Here is a 17,442-nt window from a genome sequence, read left to right on the forward strand (position 1 = left end):
GTCCTTTCCTACCCCTCCGTGCCGCTATCTTCCGAAGAACTTGTACGGGGCCTGCTCCGCCGCGATGAGCGGGTGATGGACCAGTTCTACCACCAGCACCGCCAGGCGCTGCTGTCGCTGCTACTGCGCATTGTGCGCAACCCACAAACGGCCGAGGACGTGCTTCAGGAAAGCATGGTGAAGGTCTGGCTCGCCATCGGCACCTACGATGCCGCCCAGAGCGGCCTTTTCACCTGGGCGGCCAAAGTATGCTCCAACACGGCCATCGACCACCTGCGCCTGGGCCGTAACCGCCTGCTGGCGCGCACGGCCTCCCTCGACGACGCGCCGCAGCTGCTGCTGCTGCCCACGGAGGGTTTTCGGCCCGAGCACATTGGCGTGGTGGATTTACTGCTGCCCCTGAAGCCCCGGTACCGGCTGGTGATGGACCTGATTTACCTGCAAGGCTACACCCAGGCCGAGGCCGCCACCCACCTGTGCGTGCCGGTGGGCACCGTGAAAACCTGGGTGGGCCGCGCCCGGTACTTGCTGGGCTTCCGGCAAAAGTGCGCCTAGCCGCGCCGCACCATTGCGCCCTAAGCCAGCTGGAGCGCGAATATCCCGGATTGGCCGGCGGCGAAGAAGGCGCGCAGCGCTGCCGCCAGCTCGGGCGCGGTGCGGGCGCGTGGCACGCACAGGGCCAGGTTGCAGGCCGGCACGTGGGCCAGCAGGTCGCGCACCTCGCTGGGCTGGGCAAAGCGAAGCGCCATGTGCCAGCCCGTGAAGCTGGGCTCCGGGCAGGGGCCCGCGGCCAGGATGTGGCAGTCGCGGTGGCGCGGGTCGGGCACAATGTGGCGGCAGTAGAGCTGGCGCACGGCGGCTTCGTCGCCTTCGAGTAGCTGCAGAAACCGGCCGTCGGCCGTGTGCAGCAGCACGCCCGTGATGCCGTGGCTGCGGTTGCTGGCGACGGCCTGCCGCTGCAGGGCCCGTAGCTCGGGCGCTTCGAAGGGCACCGTGGCCTGGCTCTGATAAATGAGTTGATAAGTGCTCATAGCTCGGAGAAGTAAGTGGTGAATAGCGGCAATCGGTAGCGCGCACCCCCGTGCCGGAGGTGGTGGGGAGAGAAAAGCGCTGGTGGTGCGGACCCGGCAGCTCGCATCCGTGCGCCATTGTCTGGCCTTGCCGGCGCAGAACCGTGGATGCTCAGGTTCGCACTACCCCCCCAGCCTCGCCTGAAGGAGGGGAAGCGTCCCATCAGCTACTAAATATAGCAAAATCAAAATAAACTGCGGGCGTCCCGCGCCTGCCCGGCGGGGCCGCCCGCCGCGGCCCCGGCCCGCGCCGCCAAATGACCTTCGCGCTCCTTCTTCCGCCCCTGTTTCTGCCCGTGTTAGCTTGTTGTAGCCAGCCCTCTTTTGAGCGGAGAGCCCGTGCCCGCCTGCTGCCGGGCGTGCCAGCCGAACAAGACCGGTGCGGTAAATCCGTATTTATCCGGGGCATATATAGAAAACCCGCCCAGGGGAAAACGGCGTATGAGTAGGGCTATGGACCACGCCCTTCCGACCACCGAAATCCAGCGCCGCCGGGCCGTAGACTGGGCCGTCGCCATGACGGTAAATACCCGCCTCGCGCCCCACCGCTACGAGCGCCAGTTGCTGGCCCGCTACCAACAGGGCGAGCTCACCATCGACCAGGTGATTGAGCTGCTCGATACCAGCGTGTACCAGGTGCTGTACCGCAGCCGGGCCACCGTGCCCTTCAGCGACGATGCGCTGTGGCAGCTGCTCGAAGAGGCGCGCCGCTTTAATGTGGAACACCGGATTTCGGGCATGCTGCTCTACAGCGCCGGGTACTTCGTGCAGGCGCTGGAAGGGCCCGAAGAGGCCGTGCGCGACTTGTACGCCAGCATTCAGCAGGATACCCGACACACGCAGGTGGTGACGGTGAGCGCCGGCCAGGCCGCCGACCGGCACTTCGCCGGCTGGAGCATGGCCTTTGGCCACGCCACCACTTCCGACCTGGACCGGGTGCTGGTGGCCGTGCAGGGCCCGCGGCCCGTGGTGCCCGGCCCGGCCATTGAAGACCCGAACCTGCTGGCGCTGCTGCGCGCCTTCGGCATTGGGATGCCGGCCGGGCCGCCCGCGCCTGCCGCCGGGGCCGGCTAACGGGCCTGCACGGGCAGGCTTTAACTTAATTCAGTGTCGAGGAGCTGGCGCACGTCGGCCCAGGTGATTTCGCCGGCGACGTAGCGGGCGTAGAGGCCCAGGGCGCGGGCGCTGGCCCTCGTTCTCAGGTGGGGCTTGGTGGCCTGGAGCTGTTGCAGTACGTAGGCCCGCTGCTGCGGGGTTTGGGCGTAGGGGCCGAACCGGGCGTCGTATTCCATCGGGTAGGAGAGAAAGCAAAGAAGGAGTAGGACAAATTTCGGAGGTATTGGCAGATGAGGCAAGAGCATTAATACGGATATTGCGTTAGTAAAATACGTACGCTGCGAGCCCGGATTCCACCAACGCCGCAAAGCCGTTCGGGTGGCTGCCGAAGGGCGGCAACCGGGGTAGGGCGGCGCCACTCCGGCCAGCCCCGCCCTATCTTGTCGCCCAAAAGCTGCCCCATGCCCCTTTCCCTTTCCGAGTTAAAAGACCGCGCCATTCGCTTCGCCCAGGAGTGGCAGGCCGCCACCGACGAGCGCGCCGACGCCCAGGCGTTCTGGATTGATTTCTTCCACGTTTTCGACGTGAAGCGGCGGCGGGTGGCTAATATCAGGGGTGCCGCCAACCTGCTTTAATTTGGCCAGTCGATTCCGGATAATCCGGCCGAGTAGTTTATTCCCCTTCCCTCCGTCGCCTAGCCCGAAGCAGGTGGCGGCCATGGAAGCCGCCGCCGCGCAGGTACTGGTCGGACGCCTTCGCCACCGAGCTCGCGCGGCTGGAGTTTCTGTTTGCCGCCTACCGCGCCTTGCAGGCCCCCCTGCTGCCGCCCCCGGCCAAAACCCCGAAACGGGCCAAAACATAGCCCGCGCCGCCGGGTTGTGTTCCCTATATTCTTATTGCTACGTCCTTGAGCACTTATAACCTTACCTACCGGCCCGACCTCGATATCGTGTTTTTACGCTGGCTGGCCCCCGATACCCTGGCCGAGGCCCAGGCGTCGTACGAGGCCGCGCTGGCCCTGGCCCTGGAGCACCGCTGCGGCAACTGGCTGCTCGACTCGCGTCGCTGCGGTCCCCTCGACCTGTTCGAAACGGCCTGGCTCACCCGCGTATTTTTTCCGGCCGCCGTGGCGCAGCTGGCCCCGCATCCGCTGCGGCTGGCCGTGTTCAGTTCGATGCAGCGCCTGGAGCAAATGCGCACCGACGCCAGCGTGGCCCCAGCCGTGCAGGCCGCCCTCGTAGCCACCCAACCCTACGACGCGGCCCTGTTCACGACCGAGACCGATGCCCTGGCCTGGTTGCAGGCCCCCGCCGCGTAGACGGCCCGCGGCGGCGGCACCACGTAGCCCACCGGTTTTGCAGCCCGCGCCCACCCGCTTCGCATCTTCACCGACGAAGGAGAGGGCGTGCGCTGGCTGCTGGCCTAAGAAGGTGTCTGAGTTGGCGAAAAAAGCGGGTCAATGGGGTTGCGATTTAAAATAGTCGTGCAGAAGTAAGCTTACTGATTATAGAACGTCATGCTGAGCCTGCCAAAGCAGCTATACCGCTTCGCAATTGCCGTTCAACGAAGCAGTAGAGCTGCTTCGACAGGCTCAGCATAACCGCCTTTTTGCTACGCTTACTTCTGCGCGATTACTTGAAAGTTGGAGTCTCATCGTTGCTAATGTTGTTTGATTTGAGCAGTTGGCGCGGCCTCGCCCATTCAGCGACGAGACGCCTGGGTGCGTCGCTACTCCTTTCTGACTGGCTCGACTGGCTGCTTGGGCCTTAGCCGGATTTGGCTTGCGGCCGGCTCCGGAGTCGCCGGGAAAGCGCACATCCAGGTCATCGGGGGCGGCCTGGGTCCCGGGCTGGAAGTTCCCGGCCAGGAACTTGATGTTGCCATGTACCGTGCGGGCATTGCCGGCGGCTTTGGAGCCGGCTAATGGGGCCAGGGCGTAGCTTTGGGCCTGTTATGGCGCAACCTGCTGTTCCCAAACCTGCTTTCGTGGCCGAGCCCGGCCTGCTGGTAGCCCGCTGGCCCGGCGAGTCGTCGCCGGTGGCGCTGCAGGCCGAATACGAGGCGCTGCTCGGCCAGGCGACCACCGCCCACGCCTCGCGCTGGCTGCTCGACGTGCGCCGCCGGGCCATGCCGCCGCTCGACCTCCTCAACTGGATTGTGCTGAACTGGCTGCCCCGGGCGGCGGCCCGGTACCCGCCGGGCAGCCTGGCGGTGGCCTACCTGGTGGCCCCCGAGCGGGCCACGGCCTTCGCCGCCGACACGTACCTGGCGGGTTACCTGCACGACGCCCTAGCCCCCGACCGCCACTACCGCGTGGCCCTGTTCGACGACGAGGCCCGTGCCCGCCACTGGCTGCTGGCCTGAGCCGGGCGCGTCGCCCAAGAGCACGGCGGTGGGCGCAAGCGCCTGGCTTCGGCCTTGGGAGGGCGCGGCAACCAAGCCGGTCGGGCAGGGGGTAAACACGGATTTGACCGGGTTTAAAATACGGTATTTGCCGCCCTGGCTTGCCTGCCCGTACCAAAGGGCTTACCTTCATTACCGTTTTCCACCGCCCCCGCGATGCCCACCGCCACCCCCGACGAGTTATTCCCTGAAGCCGCCACTCCCCACGCGACGCTGCTGGCCCTGCGCGACCGCGCCGAAACCAGCCGCCGCCTCGTAACGCAGGTGCCCGCCCCACAAACCCCGGCCGAAACCCAGCGCCTGGTGCAGGAGCTGCAGACGCACCAGCTGGAGCTGGAAATGCAGTGCGAAGAGCTGCTGAGCGCCCAGACCGAAGCCGAAAACGCCCGCGCCCAGTACGTCGACCTCTACGAGTTTGCGCCGGTGGGCTACTGCTCACTGAGCGAAACCGGCCTCATCGAGCAGCTCAACCTGCGCGCCGCCCAGCTGCTGGGGGCCGTGCGGCAGCGGCTGGCGGGGCGGCGCTTCGCCCTGTTCGTGGCCCCGGCCCAGCGCCTGAATTTCGGCCAGTTTCTGGCCCGCGTGTTCCGCTCGGAGGGCGCGCAAAGCATCGAGCTGGCCCTGCTGCACGAAGATGGTACGAGCTTCTACGGCCAGCTCGAAGGCCTGTGCGTGGCCACGGCCACCGGCCCGCAGTGCCGCCTGGCCGTGCTCGACGTGACGGAGCGCCGCCGGGCTGCCGACGCGCTGGTCGCCAGCGAGGCCCGCTTCCGCAGGCTCTTCACCGACAGCCACGACGCGGTGACCCTGCTGCAGGGCCATCTTTTTGTCGACTGCAACGCCGCCGCCCTGCACCTCATCGGGGCCTCGGCCCGCGCGCAGGTGGTGGGCCGGCCCGCCTGGAGCCACGCGCCCGAGCGGCAGCCCAATGGCCAGCGCACCGTCGACCTGTTTCGCCAAACCGTGGCCGATGCCATGCAGGCCGGCTCGACGCGCTGCGAAGCCCTGATGCACCGGCTCACGGGCGAGGAAATCTGGGTCGAGGCCGTGCTCACGCCCATGGAGTTGGGCGGCACCGCGCCGCTGGTGCACATCGTGTGGCGCGACATCACGGCCAGCCGCGCCGCCGCCCAGCGGCTGCACGCCAGCGAGGCCCGCCTGAGCCAGGCCCTGGCAGCCTCGCAAACGGGGGTGTTCACCTGGGATTTCGCGACGGACCAGGTCGAGGGCGATGCCCGCGTGCAGGCCATATTCGGCCGCGCGCCGGTGGCGGGCTTCATTCCCCGGGAGCTGATTAAAAGCGGTATTTGCCGGCCCGACCTGCCCCGGGTGTGGGGCAGCCTGCAGGCGGCCATTGCCGTGCAGGAGCCCTTGGAGCTGGATTTCCGGGTGGTGTGGGCCGATGCCTCGGTGCACCACCTGAGCCTAGCCGGCCGCGTGGTGGCCAACGCCGAGGGCCATGCGACGGGCTTCGCGGGCATGGTGCGCGACGTGACCCGGCAGCGCGTCGCCGACGAGGAGCTGCACTACAAAAGCCTGGTGCTGGAACGGATGCTGAGCCGCATGCCCATCTCGCTGAGCCGTATTCGGCACGATGGACTGGTGCTCGAATCGCTGGGGGCGGGCCTGCGGGCCCTGGGCCTGACCGACAATGCGATGAAGGGCCAGAACGTATACGACCTGTACCCGGTAGTGGAGCCCGCGTTCGTGCAGGTGATGCAGGGGGGGCAGGCCGAATTCAGGGTGGAGGTACCGATAGCCGGTCTGCCCGTGACGTTTCAGAAATACGCTTTTTTTGATGAGCAGGGCCAGCAGGCCGTGGTGCTGGCCGTGGACGTGACGGCCACCGAGCAGCAGCGCGAGCAGCTGCAAACCGAAAAGGAGTTTAGCCAAAGCCTGCTCGAAATTAGCGTCGACTGCATTATTTCGCTCGACCCGGCCGGCCGCGTTGCCGTTTGGAACGCCGAAGCCACCCACTTCTTCGGCCCGAGTGCGGCCCAGGCGCTGGGCCGGCCCCTGTTTGAGGTGCTGCCCGGGCTGGACGATACCGTGCGCCACGAGGTGGCCCGGGCCCTGGCCGGCGAGCGCATCGACCGCTACAACCGGGCGTTCCGGCTGCGCACCGGGCGCTACGATGCCCACCTCGTGCCCCTGCCGCCCCCGGCCGGGACCCAGGCGGGGGGGGTGCTCATCATCATGCGCGACGTGACCGAGCGCGAGCGCCTGGCCGAAGAAGCCATTCAGCTGCGCCTGCGCCAGCAGCAGGAGGTGCTGGCCGCCGTGCTCGCCACCCAGGAAACCGAGCGCAAGCGCATTGCCGAGGCCCTGCACAATGGCCTGGGCCAGCTGCTCTACGCTACCAAGCTCAGCCTCGACGGCCCCGGCGGCGTGCCCCCGGCCCCGCGCGACGCGCTGCGCCTGCTCGAAGAAGCCATTCGGACGACGCGCACCATCTCCTTCGAGCTCACGCCCGGCATTCTGGAAGATTTCGGCCTGCGCACCGCCCTCGAAGCCCTCGTCAAGCGCATTGCCCCGGCCCGGTTACCCGTGCACCTGCACCTGCGCAACCTCGACCATCGCCTGCCCGCGCCGGTCGAAATAACCGTGTACCGCACCGTGCAGGAGCTGCTGAACAACGTGATGAAGCACGCCCAGGCTACCGAAGTCGAAGTGCACGTGGCCCACGAGGCCGGCCGCCTTTACGTGAGCGTGGAGGACAATGGCCGCGGCTTCGAGCCGGCCTCGGTGGCGGCCGAGCCGCTGGCCGGCATCGGGCTGGCGGGGGTGCGCAACCGGGTGGCCCTGTTGGGCGGCGAGCTGGCCGTGCGCTCGCAGCGCGGGCGGGGCACCATCATCAGCTTCGACGTAGCGGCGTAGGCGGGCGCGGGCCGAGCACCAGTCAAAATAGGCGGAGCACAGGTTTCGCCCAGATTCTCGTCCGACTTTCGGGGCCTGATTTGCAACCCGGCCGGGCAAACCGCGTCCGGATGATGGGGCGCATAAATGAGGCGACCAGCGAAAAGTGCGATTGAGATGATGCGGAAACACTACCGGGAATACGCGCAACCGCGGGGCTGCGAGGGGAAACGATGGCTGAAACTAGTGGCGCTGCTGCTGCTGCTGGCCGGGCCGCTGGGCGCGCAGGCCCAAACTACGGGCCGGATTGACGGCCTGCTGCTCGACGCGGCCAGCCAGCAGCCGCTGCCCTACGCGGGCGTGGTGCTGCTGCGGGCCGCCGATTCGACGTTCGTGACCGGCGCGCAATCGTTGGAGAGCGGCGCTTTCGTGCTCGAAAAAGTGCCCCTGGGCAGCTACGTGCTCAAAGCCACCGTGGTGGGCTACCGCACCGGCCTGCGTGCCGTGGCCCTGAGCAGCGCCGCGCCCGAGCTGCACCTGGGCCCGCTGCGCCTGCGCACGGCCGCCACCAAGCTGGCCGAAGTAGTGGTAAAGGGCCAGCGCGCCATCGTGACCGACAACCTCGACAAAAAGGTTATCGACGTGACCAAGGACCTGACCGCCACCGGCGGCACTGCCGTGGACGTGCTCCAGAACGTGCCCAGCGTGACGGTGGACCAGAGCGGCGCGGTGAGCCTGCGCGGCTCGGCCAACGTGCGGATTCTGGTGGATGGCAAGCCCACCGGCGTGACGCTGGACCAGCTGCCGGCTAGTTCGATTCAGACCATTGAGGTAATTACTAACCCCTCGTCGCGCTACGATGCCGAGGGTTCGGCCGGCATCATCAACATCGTGCTGAAAAAGGAGCGGCAGGACGGCTTGAACGGCCAGGCCAGCGCCACGGCCGGTACCGGCGACAAGTACAACACCTCCCTGAGCCTGAACTACCACCGGGGCAAGCTCAACGTGTTCGGCAGCTACGACTGGCGCGACGACCGCCGCACCGGCTCCGGCTCGGTGCGCCAGCGCAGCCAGACGGCCGCCGGCCCCGTGGTGCTGAACCAGGACCGCACCGGCGTGAGCACGGGCGTGTCGCACGCCGTGCGCCTAGGCCTCGACTACGCCCTCACGCCCGACCAGACCCTGACCCTGACCGTGCAGCCGCGCTACAATACCCAGAACAACCGCGAGGATATCTTCTCGACCCAAACCAACCAGACCACCGGCGACCGGCCCTCGCTGGGCAACACCACGCGCGCCAACACCAACGCCGGTACCGCCCGGCAGGCCGATTTCAGCCTGGACTACCGCCGCCTCTGGCCCGCGCAGAAAGGCCGCGAACTCACCGCCAACATGATTTACACGCCGGTGCAGAGCAACATTGGGGTGAGCTCGACGGTGAATTATTTCGACAAGGCCACCGGCTACCAGCAGCAGCAGTTTGATACGCAGAACGACCTGGCCTCGGCCCAGCTCGACTACGTGCGGCCGGTGGGCGAGAAGGGCCGCTACGAGCTGGGGGCCAAAAGCATTTCGCGCCGCTCCGACAACGACTACCGCTTCGCCAGCCAGCCCGCGCTGGCCTATAACCCCTCGAACCGCTTCATCTACCACGAGCTCATTCAGTCGGCCTACGGTACCTATGCCAACGCGGCCGGCGCGTTCAGCTACCAGTTCGGCCTGCGCCTGGAGCAAACCAACACCCGCGGCAACCTGGTGGCGGCCGCCTTGCCCGACTCCAGCTTCGCGCGCAACTACCTGAGCCTGTTTCCGAGCGCCGTGCTGGCCTACGACGTGAGCAAGGAGCACCGGGTGCAGCTCAGCTACTCGCGCCGCGTGCAGCGCCCGGGGGCCGACGAGCTCAACCCTTTCCCCGACCGCTCGGACCCGCTGAACCTGCGCGCCGGCAACACCTCGCTGCGGCCGGAGTTCGTGCATTCGCTCGAGCTGGGCGACCAGCATTTTTTCGGGGCCGGCGGCTCGGTGAGCGCCACGGCGTTTTACCGGCTGGAGGAAAACACGATTACCAATATCCGCGACCCGTTCTTTTTCGATTCCGTCACCAAATCCGTCGTCACGAAAACCACCCGCCTGAACGTGGGCCAGGAAACCAACTACGGCCTGGAAGCGGTGGCCAGCGCGCCCCTCACCAGCCGCTGGAAGGTGAGTTTGAACGCCTCGGCCTTCCGGCGCATCATCAAGGGCTCGGCCCCGACCAACCTCGATTTCAACAACAGCAACTTCGTCTACACGAGCCGGCTGAACACCACGGTGTCGCCCACCAAGCTGCTCGATTTGCAGCTCTCGGCCAACTACCGCTCGCCGGTGGTGTCGGCCCAGGGCCAGCGCCTCACCCAGTTCAACGCCGACTTTGCCGCCAAGCAAAGCGTGCTAAAGGAGAAAGGCAGTATTACGCTGCGGGTTTCCGACATCTTCAACACCCTGCAATACAACTTCAACGCCTACGGCACCGGCTTCGAGTCCATCAGCCGCAACAAGCGCGAGTCGCGCATCGTGTACCTGGGCTTCAGCTACCGGTTTGGCAACGCCAGCGCCGCTCCGCGCCCCAAGCGCCGGGAGGACCAGGCCGACGATGCCGGCGGCAAAGGCTTTGAATAAAGCTGATTGCCCAGCCACCACCGGCCCACTACAAGTGCTCCCCGAAGTGGCTTTGGGGCCAGGGTCTGAGGCGAACGCCAGAACGAGGCTGGTGCACCGGCACCGGCTTGTTAAGGGCCTGATGACGCAACTTTGGGGAGAGAATTCTGTACGGGTTTTAGTAGGTCTGAAGCGTAATTTTGCCATGTCGGCGCACTGCTTACCGCCAGCTTTCCGGATAGATTTCTCACTAAAACGCATTTTCCGCCATGTCCACGCTTCAATTTAAAACCACCATTAATTGCGGCGGCGGCATCAAAGCCGTTACGCCCGCCCTCAACCAGGCCGTTGGGGCCGGCAACTGGCAGGTCGATACCGCCAACCCCGCCAAAATCCTGACCGTAACCTCCGACCAGGCCACCGCCGAACAGGTCGTGCAAGCCGTGGAAGCGGCCGGCTTCGAGATTCAGGCCGCCGCTTAAGCTGCTCCCGCTATCCTGAAAAAAGGGCGTTCCCGGTGTGGGAACGTCCTTTTTTAGCTTATAATCGAAACTGGTAGCGGCCCCACCGGTCCGACCGCCCTAGGCGGTCCGACCGGTTGTCGTTGGGTCTGCATCGGTGGTGCTTCAACCGGTCGGACCGCCTAGGGCGGTCGGGCCGGAGCACGTCGGCTACTCCACCACCAGCTGGCGGCTGGTCGTGAGCCCGCCCACCTGCAGCTTCAGCAGGTAGATGCCGGCTTGTAGGTGGTCGAGGGCCAGTTCCTGATGGCCGACCTGCCGGGCCGTTACGGTGCGCACCCGCTGGCCCATCGCATTGTATATGCTCAGCGCCACGGGCTGCGCGCCGGGGCCGGGCACGGTGTAGGCCAGGGTGGCCGCCGCCGCAGTAGGGTTGGGGTACACCGCAACCTCCAGTGCCTGGTCGGCGGCGTGGCGGCTGGCCAGCACGCCGGTGCCCAGCTGGAAGGCCACGTACTGGTTGCCGGGAATGGCCGTGAAATCAGGGTTGGGACCCAGCACCGTGGTGCGGCCCGGAATTGTTGGAATCACATCGGTGAGAAAAACGCCGTCGGCATCGGTGTAGCCGGCAAATAGCTCGATGCGACTGCCCGCGCCCACCGAAGCCCCCGCCGCGCCCAGCGCCGCCAGCGGAATCTCGATTTCCAACCCCGAGTTGCCGGTGTTGGCCGTGAGGGCGGGCGTGTTGAAGTAGGCGAAGCGCGCGCCGGCCAAATCGAGCGTGGCCGGGGCCACGACTACGCCGCCGGCTTTGGTGCCCGCCCCGAGGTAGGTGTCGTTGCCCGGCACCACGGGTGCCCCCGTCACGTACGAAACGCGGCTGAAGTACACGTCGCTGGCCGTGGCCGAAGTTGGCCCCACCGACACGCGGAAGCCATAGTCGGCCTGCATGTCCAGCGTGGGGCGGTGCTTGAGCGGCGAGGGGCCGTTGTTGCCGCCCATAAGCTGCTGGCCCGCCGGCGCGCCCGGCTGCCCGGCCGTGTTCAGGTACAGCACCAGCGCGCGGTAGCTGCCGCCCGCCGATTCGGCCGAGCCGGTCAGCAGCAGGTTCAGGGTGGTGGCGGTGCTGCCCACGTAGAGTGCCTGCAGGCCCCGGTCGGCCTCGGCGTGCGGACCAGTGTAGGTGGCGGCCAGCTGGTACATGCCCAGCCCAAGCTCGGCCCCTGAGGCCTGGCCGTCAATCGTGAAGGGAGGGTTACTTATTGCCGTGGTACTAATGACGAATTCCACCTCATCGAGCCGGGCCGTCTGGCCCGCGCCGGCCACCGAGCGCAGCCCGATTTCGCACTGCCCGTTACTCACCACGATGCTGTTGACCACTACTTCCGTCCAGGTGGCCGACGTGGGTAGCGTGGTGGCTAATTCGGCCCCGCCGAAGCCGCTGGCGTAAAGCTGGCACTGCGCCTGGCCGCCGGTGCTTTGGGCGCGGGCGCGTAGCGTGTACATGCCGTTGGGCACGTTGGTGAGCAGCTGGTAGGTGCGCACCTGATATGCCGCCGCCTTCTGGTGCGTGAGCTGGTAGAGGCCCGCGACGCCGGGAGCCTGGGTGAAGTCAGCATCCGCGTCAGTGGTAGAAGCTGTGCTCCAGCCCAGAGGCGTTTGGGTGGGGCCGGTGAACTCGAAGCCGGGGTTATACACCCGCCCGGCGGCCGGCGGCGGGCTGCGGAAGGCGCGCAGGGCGGCGGTGGGCCGGCCGGCGTTGTTCCACGCGCCCAGGTTGTAGTTCATCCAGTTATAGGCCTGGGGCTCCCAGTACAGCACGCCGAGACCCTTGTTGCCGGGCACGGCCTGGGTTTTGGCTTGCAGGTCGAGCAGCATCTGCTGGGTTGGGATGGGGGCGTCAGCGGGCATGCCGGTTTCCACCACCATCACTTCCTTGCCGGGGTAGCGCCCCACCAGGTCGTTCATGTTGGCCTGGCACTGCCCCGTGAGCGTGGGCCAGTCGGTAATGCTCGGGTAGAGCGAAAGCCCCATCACGTCGAAGCGGGCGTTGTTAGCCACCAGGCCGCCAAAAATGTAGCGCGAGATGCTGCTGTTGAAGCCATTCGAAACGTGGGCGATGACTTTGGTGGTGGGGCTCGAAGCCTTCACGGCCGCATAGCCCCGGTCGAAGAGCTGGGCAAACTGGGCCATGTTGGTCGAAGCCTGGCCATTGGGCCAGAGCATGCCGTCGTTGGTTTCATTGCCTACCTGCACCCACTCGGGCGTGATGCCGTTGCTTTTCAGCATTTCGAGCACCGAGTAGGTATGGTCGTACACGGCCGTGAGCAGCTGCGGAAACGTGTAGGCGGCCCAGGCCGCGGGCTTGGTCTGGCGGCCGGGGTCGGCAAAGGTGTCGCTGTAGTGGAAGTCAAGCAGCAGCCGATACCCCAGCGCGTGGGCCCGCAGGGCCTTGGCCAGCACATCGGCCGGGCCGTTCCAGCCGCCGGCCGGGTTCACCCACACTCGCAGGCGGATGGTGTTCATATCGTAGCCCTTGAGCACTTGGAACAAGTCCTGCTGCGCGCCGCCTTCGGTGTAGAAGCGGTAGCCGGACTGCTCCATTTCAGTCGCCCAGCTTACGTCGGCTCCTTTGGCGAAGGGTGGGGTTGTTTGGGCCCTGGCCTGGTGCACAAACCCGGCCAGCAGGGTCAGGAAAAGTGAAAGTCGTTTCATAAGATGGAGCGGCATCGTCGGGTGTGAAATCTGCGGCTCGGATAGAACGTCATGCCGAGCGCCGCCGAGGCATCTCGCCTGAGATGGTAATCAAAATGGCAGCACGATTGGGTTAGTGGCGGCACGCGAGATGCCTCGGCGGCGCTCGGCATGACGTTACAGCTAACGCAGGAAAATCGCCTCCACGTCTACCGTCGCCGGGCTGCCCGTTGCGCTGGCCGCATCCCAGACCAGCTGCAGCACCTCGGCATCAACTAGCTTGAGCGGGGGCGGGGTGGCGGGCTGGTACTCCAGCGGGCCGAAACCGGGGTAGGGGCGGGGCACCAGCAAGCCCGGCGCAGCCCGGAAGGCGCTGAGCGGTAGCACCACTTCCTGCACCGCCGGGCCCGGCACCAGCGTTAGCGGAGCCGCGTAGCTAGTGGCGTCTTTGGTGGTGAGCTGCAGGCGCAAGCTGGCCCCGGGCTGGCTGGTGTGGGCCCGCACCACCACCTGCGTAAACCGGTCCAAATCCTCGGCCCGGCCGGTTAGCCGGTCGCCGAAAAAGGCCCGCAGGCTGGCGGCCGGGCCAGTTGCGGCGGGCTGGCCGGCGCGGCTCGGTCCCTGCACCAGGCGCAATGCCAGGCTGCCATCGGGCGTGGGCACGTAGTCGGTCCAGGTGTTGGGGGCCAGCCCACGGGCCTCGATGCGTTCCTGGTCGTGGCCCGCGCGGTAGAGGAGCAGGGGGGCGCTGGCCGGCACAATGGGCACGGCGTAGTGCTCGGCGTGGGCGTAGTCCCAGTCGCGCGGCTGGCCGGCAAACCCGCCGGGGAAGGTGAGTGCCTGCGCGCCTTTTTTCAGCACCAGCCAGTAGCGCAGTTCGCCGGCATACAGTAGCTCGTCGGGCACGCGGGCCGCGTAGGTGGCGTAGGCCGTGGCGCGCATCGGCACGGTGCGGGTGCGGCCGTAGTAGTGCTGCGCTACCAGCAGCACGCTGTCGGCCGCGCCCACGCCGGTGACGGTGGCACTGATGCTGAGCGGCTGCCCGGCGGTAGTTTGCGCTAACGGCGCATGCCGCGCCTGCGGGCCGAGCGCCGTGGGCGCGGGAGCCACAAATTCGCCCAGCTTAATGTGGTTGAATACGGTGAGGGCCGTGAAGGCGGCCGTGGACTTGCCGGGCGCAGCCAGCAGGTACACGCCGGGCCGCACGGTGGCCTGGCCGTCGGTGGCCGTAGCCTGGGCGGCGTTGCCCTCGTTTAGGCCGCGCAGCGAAAACGACAGCCCCAGTTCAGCCAGCGAAACCCGCAGCGGCTGCTCGTTCCACAAAATCTGGGTTACCATCTTGTCGGGCGAGGCTTTCTCGAACGGGTCGCGGATGGCGATGGCGTCGGGCAGTACCTCCAGCCGCCACACGCCGGGGGCCAGCTTATCCAGAAAGTACGCGCCGGTGCCGCCGTAGCGCACCACTTTGGAGGAGCCCACGCCGGCCAGATGCGCCAGCTTCGCGGGCTGCTGCGGAGCGGTGCTGGTGTTGGCGGTGTAGTAGAACTCGGTGGGCGTGTTCAGTTCGCTCAGCTGCTGGCGGTAGCTGACGTGGAAGTCGCCAAACACGGAATCCTGCGGGTAGCGGCCGGATTGCTGCCCGCGCTTCACGGTGCGGAAAACTTTACCCGCAATGAGCAGGCTCAGGGCTTTGGCCGGGGTGTAGGCCAGGTTTAGGTAGTGCGTCTGGTACTCGGTATTGGCGGGGGCCAGGGCCAGCGGGTCGTAGGCAAACTGGGTGGCCCACTGGAAGCCCGCCGTGCGAAAGCTGCGCGCCATGAATGGGTACATAATGGGCTGCAGAATATCGGCCGACTCAAACTCGTACACCAGCTTGGCCTTCGACTGAAAGCGCGCGTCGCCGCTGAACGGAATGGGGTACTGGTCGACGTAGGGCAGGAAATTGCCGCGCAGCGTGTGCCCGGCCACCAGCCCCTGCGGGTACCACTGGAACGTCAGGCCATCGACTTTCGCATTCAGAATGGCCTCGGACACGTCGGGATTTTCCGACACGTTGTAGAACACCGGCTTGCGGCAGCCCGTGGCCCGAATGGCGGCCGCCATCCGGTCGGCAAAGCGGGTTATCGGGGGCAGCGGCAGGTGGTACTTGGGCTCGTTGCACACCTCGAAGGCCAGAATGTCGGGGTCTTCGCGGTTGCGGTTTTTGGTGTAGGGGTTGCGGTGGTTGAGGAACTGCGTGAGGTAGCGCTCCTGGGCCGCGATGGCGCGCGGGTTGGTGTAGGCCGCGCCCTTTGAGTAGATGCTCGAAAAGCCGGTGCCCGAGTCGTTTTCCGGGTAGCCGTTGTTCCAGTAGGCAATGGGGGTGAGGATGATTTTGATACCGCGCTGCTTGAGCTCATTCATCAGGAAGTCGAGCAGGCGCAGGTGCTCGTTTTCGAGCAGATTGCCCGTCGTGTCCGTTATTTCCACGTCCCACACGTGCACCCGGAAGGCATCGACGCCCAGCCGGCTCAGGTGGTACACGTCCTGCCGGATGGCCTGCTCGTGGGATACGCCCAGCTGCTGGTGGGCCCGGTAGGCGTAGGCGAAGGGCGTGGTGTAATTCACCCCGAACAACGCCACTTCCTGCTTGGTCTGCTGCCAGCGCAGCACGCCGGCATTATCCACAAATACGTCGCCGCCCGGCGCGGTCGTGGGTTTTTGGGCCGCCGCGAGCTGTGCGCTGGATAAAAAAATGAGACTCAACAAAAGCAGCGACACCCAACGCACGGCCATAGAAACCAATGATAAAGGACAAAGGAGAAATCCGAAGGCGAAGGTACGGGTGATATTCTTTACACAAACGATTGTGCAAATTCGCAAAATACCCCCTACTTTTCAGCGCGGAATCCGGGGCAGGCCGGCATTTTTGCGCCCTCCTGCGTAAACTGTAAGCCGTTGGCTGGCAGTTTTACCTCACCCCTTTCTTTCCGCTTGCTATCCCATGTCCGACTCTTTGGCCCAGGCCGTGCAGGCCGATTTCCAACAACGCTACGGCTACGCGCCGCTGCTGGTGCGCGCGCCCGGCCGCGTCAACCTCATCGGCGAGCACACCGATTATAATGCTGGCTTCGTGCTGCCGGCGGCCGTCGACAAGGAAATGGTGTTTGCCGTGGGCCTGAACGGCGGCGAGCACATCCGCCTTTACGCCCACGACCTCGCCGAAAGCCTGGAGCTGCCCAACGCCGCCGATATCAGCCCCACCGACACGCACTGGGCCAATTACCTGCTGGGCGTGGCGGCCCAGTTCCAGCAGCGCGGCGTGGCCGTGCCGGGCTTCGATTGCGTGCTGGCCGGCACCGTGCCCATGGGCGCGGGCATGTCGTCGTCGGCCGCCGTGGAGTGCGGCCTGGCCTACGCCCTGAATGAGCTGTTGAAAACCGGGTTTGAGAAAATGGACCTGGCCCGCATGGCGCAGCTGGCCGAGCATACCTACGCCGGCGTGCTGTGCGGCATCATGGACCAGTTTGCCAGCCTGTTTGGTCGCGCCGGCCAGGTCGTACGCCTCGACTGCCGCTCGCTCGACTACCAGTATTTCCCGTTCGATACCCAGGCCTGCCGCATCGTGCTCGTGAATACCGGCGTGAAGCATAGCCTGGCTGCGACCGAATACAACACCCGCCGCCGCGAGTGCGAGCGCGGCGTGGCGGTGCTGCAGCAGCACTACCCCCACATTGCGGCCCTGCGCGATGCCACCATGGAGCAGCTCGAAGCCTGCCGTGGCGAAATGGGCGATACCGTATTCCGCCGCTGCGCCTACGTGGTGCAGGAAAATGCCCGCGTGGTGGCCGCCTGCCGCCACCTCGAAGCCGGCGACCTGGCCGCCTTTGGCCGCGAGATGAACGCCAGCCACGCCGGCCTGCGCGACGACTACGAGGTAAGCTGCGTGGAGCTCGACGTGCTGGCCGAAGCCGCCCTGGCCGCCCCTGGCATTTTTGGTGCGCGCATGATGGGCGGTGGCTTCGGCGGCTGCACCATCAACCTGGTGGCCCCGGACAAAGTGGAGGCCTTCATCGAAAGCGTGAGCACCGTGTACGAACAGCGCTTCGGCCGCCGGCCCGAAGTTTACCAAACCACGATTGTGGATGGGGTGGGGGAGATTAGCAGTGAACAGTTAGCAGTGAACAGTTAGCAGTGAACAGTTAGCAGTGAACAGTTAGCAGTGCGGCGCAAAATCTGCGTGCCATTCGCTGATAATGCTTTTGTGCCCCAATGCGCTGCTTTAA

13 protein-coding genes are annotated in these 17,442 nt (G+C 66.2%); 9 read left to right on the forward strand and 4 right to left on the reverse strand.

Annotated features, from left to right (window positions below):
• The first annotated feature begins 18 nt into the window (after nucleotides 1–18).
• Nucleotides 19–555: an RNA polymerase sigma factor gene (locus ABIB44_RS17210; protein WP_354585908.1), complete on the forward strand. Its 537-nt coding sequence runs from the start codon at nucleotides 19–21 to the stop codon at nucleotides 553–555.
• A gap of 20 nt (nucleotides 556–575) precedes the next feature.
• Here the strand turns inward: ABIB44_RS17210 and ABIB44_RS17215 are convergent, their stop codons facing one another.
• The gene (locus ABIB44_RS17215; RefSeq protein WP_354585909.1) at nucleotides 576–1,031 is read right to left on the reverse strand and encodes a BLUF domain-containing protein; all 456 of its coding nucleotides are present in this window, start codon (nucleotides 1,029–1,031) and stop codon (nucleotides 576–578) included.
• Between the two features lie 492 nt (nucleotides 1,032–1,523).
• On the opposite strand from ABIB44_RS17215, the gene ABIB44_RS17220 reads away from it, so the two are divergent.
• Nucleotides 1,524–2,144, forward strand: a complete 621-nt coding sequence (locus ABIB44_RS17220; RefSeq protein WP_354585910.1) for a BLUF domain-containing protein — start codon at nucleotides 1,524–1,526, stop codon at nucleotides 2,142–2,144.
• Between the two features lie 20 nt (nucleotides 2,145–2,164).
• Here ABIB44_RS17220 and ABIB44_RS17225 read toward each other — a convergent pair whose 3' ends face one another.
• On the reverse strand, nucleotides 2,165–2,362 hold the full coding sequence (locus ABIB44_RS17225) for a hypothetical protein (RefSeq protein ID WP_354585911.1): 198 nt from the start codon (nucleotides 2,360–2,362) through the stop codon (nucleotides 2,165–2,167).
• Between the two features lie 225 nt (nucleotides 2,363–2,587).
• Here ABIB44_RS17225 and ABIB44_RS17230 point away from each other — a divergent pair, with 225 nt between their 5' ends.
• The 6 genes from ABIB44_RS17230 (at nucleotide 2,588) to ABIB44_RS17255 (ending at nucleotide 10,504) form a co-directional block, all read left to right on the forward strand.
• Nucleotides 2,588–2,761, forward strand: a complete 174-nt coding sequence (locus tag ABIB44_RS17230; protein ID WP_354585912.1) for a type IIL restriction-modification enzyme MmeI — start codon at nucleotides 2,588–2,590, stop codon at nucleotides 2,759–2,761.
• 272 nt (nucleotides 2,762–3,033) lie between these two features.
• Complete coding sequence (locus ABIB44_RS17235; protein WP_354585913.1) at nucleotides 3,034–3,444, forward strand: hypothetical protein; 411 nt, start codon at nucleotides 3,034–3,036, stop codon at nucleotides 3,442–3,444.
• Between the two features lie 635 nt (nucleotides 3,445–4,079).
• Nucleotides 4,080–4,490 (forward strand): hypothetical protein, encoded by a 411-nt coding sequence (locus ABIB44_RS17240; RefSeq protein ID WP_354585914.1) that lies wholly within the window; start codon nucleotides 4,080–4,082, stop codon nucleotides 4,488–4,490.
• A gap of 195 nt (nucleotides 4,491–4,685) precedes the next feature.
• Nucleotides 4,686–7,406: a PAS domain-containing sensor histidine kinase gene (locus ABIB44_RS17245; RefSeq protein WP_354585915.1), complete on the forward strand. Its 2,721-nt coding sequence runs from the start codon at nucleotides 4,686–4,688 to the stop codon at nucleotides 7,404–7,406.
• Nucleotides 7,407–7,631: 225 nt separating this feature from the next.
• Nucleotides 7,632–10,043: a TonB-dependent receptor gene (locus tag ABIB44_RS17250; protein WP_354585916.1), complete on the forward strand. Its 2,412-nt coding sequence runs from the start codon at nucleotides 7,632–7,634 to the stop codon at nucleotides 10,041–10,043.
• A gap of 248 nt (nucleotides 10,044–10,291) precedes the next feature.
• Nucleotides 10,292–10,504 carry a heavy-metal-associated domain-containing protein gene (locus ABIB44_RS17255; protein ID WP_354585917.1) on the forward strand — a complete coding sequence of 71 codons (213 nt, stop codon included), beginning with the start codon at nucleotides 10,292–10,294 and terminating at the stop codon, nucleotides 10,502–10,504.
• A 189-nt stretch (nucleotides 10,505–10,693) separates the two neighbouring features.
• On the opposite strand, the gene ABIB44_RS17260 is transcribed toward ABIB44_RS17255, so the two are convergent.
• Nucleotides 10,694–13,198: a glycosyl hydrolase 53 family protein gene (locus tag ABIB44_RS17260; RefSeq protein WP_354585918.1), complete on the reverse strand. Its 2,505-nt coding sequence runs from the start codon at nucleotides 13,196–13,198 to the stop codon at nucleotides 10,694–10,696.
• A 162-nt stretch (nucleotides 13,199–13,360) separates the two neighbouring features.
• Nucleotides 13,361–15,952, reverse strand: a complete 2,592-nt coding sequence (locus tag ABIB44_RS17265; RefSeq protein WP_354585919.1) for a glycoside hydrolase family 5 protein — start codon at nucleotides 15,950–15,952, stop codon at nucleotides 13,361–13,363.
• Between the two features lie 208 nt (nucleotides 15,953–16,160).
• Between ABIB44_RS17265 and galK the strand changes: the two genes are divergently transcribed.
• Nucleotides 16,161–17,348 carry a galactokinase gene (galK, locus tag ABIB44_RS17270; RefSeq protein WP_354585920.1) on the forward strand — a complete coding sequence of 396 codons (1,188 nt, stop codon included), beginning with the start codon at nucleotides 16,161–16,163 and terminating at the stop codon, nucleotides 17,346–17,348.
• The last annotated feature ends 94 nt before the right edge of the window (nucleotides 17,349–17,442 follow it).

It is taken from the genome of Hymenobacter sp. UYCo722, from assembly GCF_040547115.1.
Taxonomy (GTDB): domain Bacteria; phylum Bacteroidota; class Bacteroidia; order Cytophagales; family Hymenobacteraceae; genus Hymenobacter.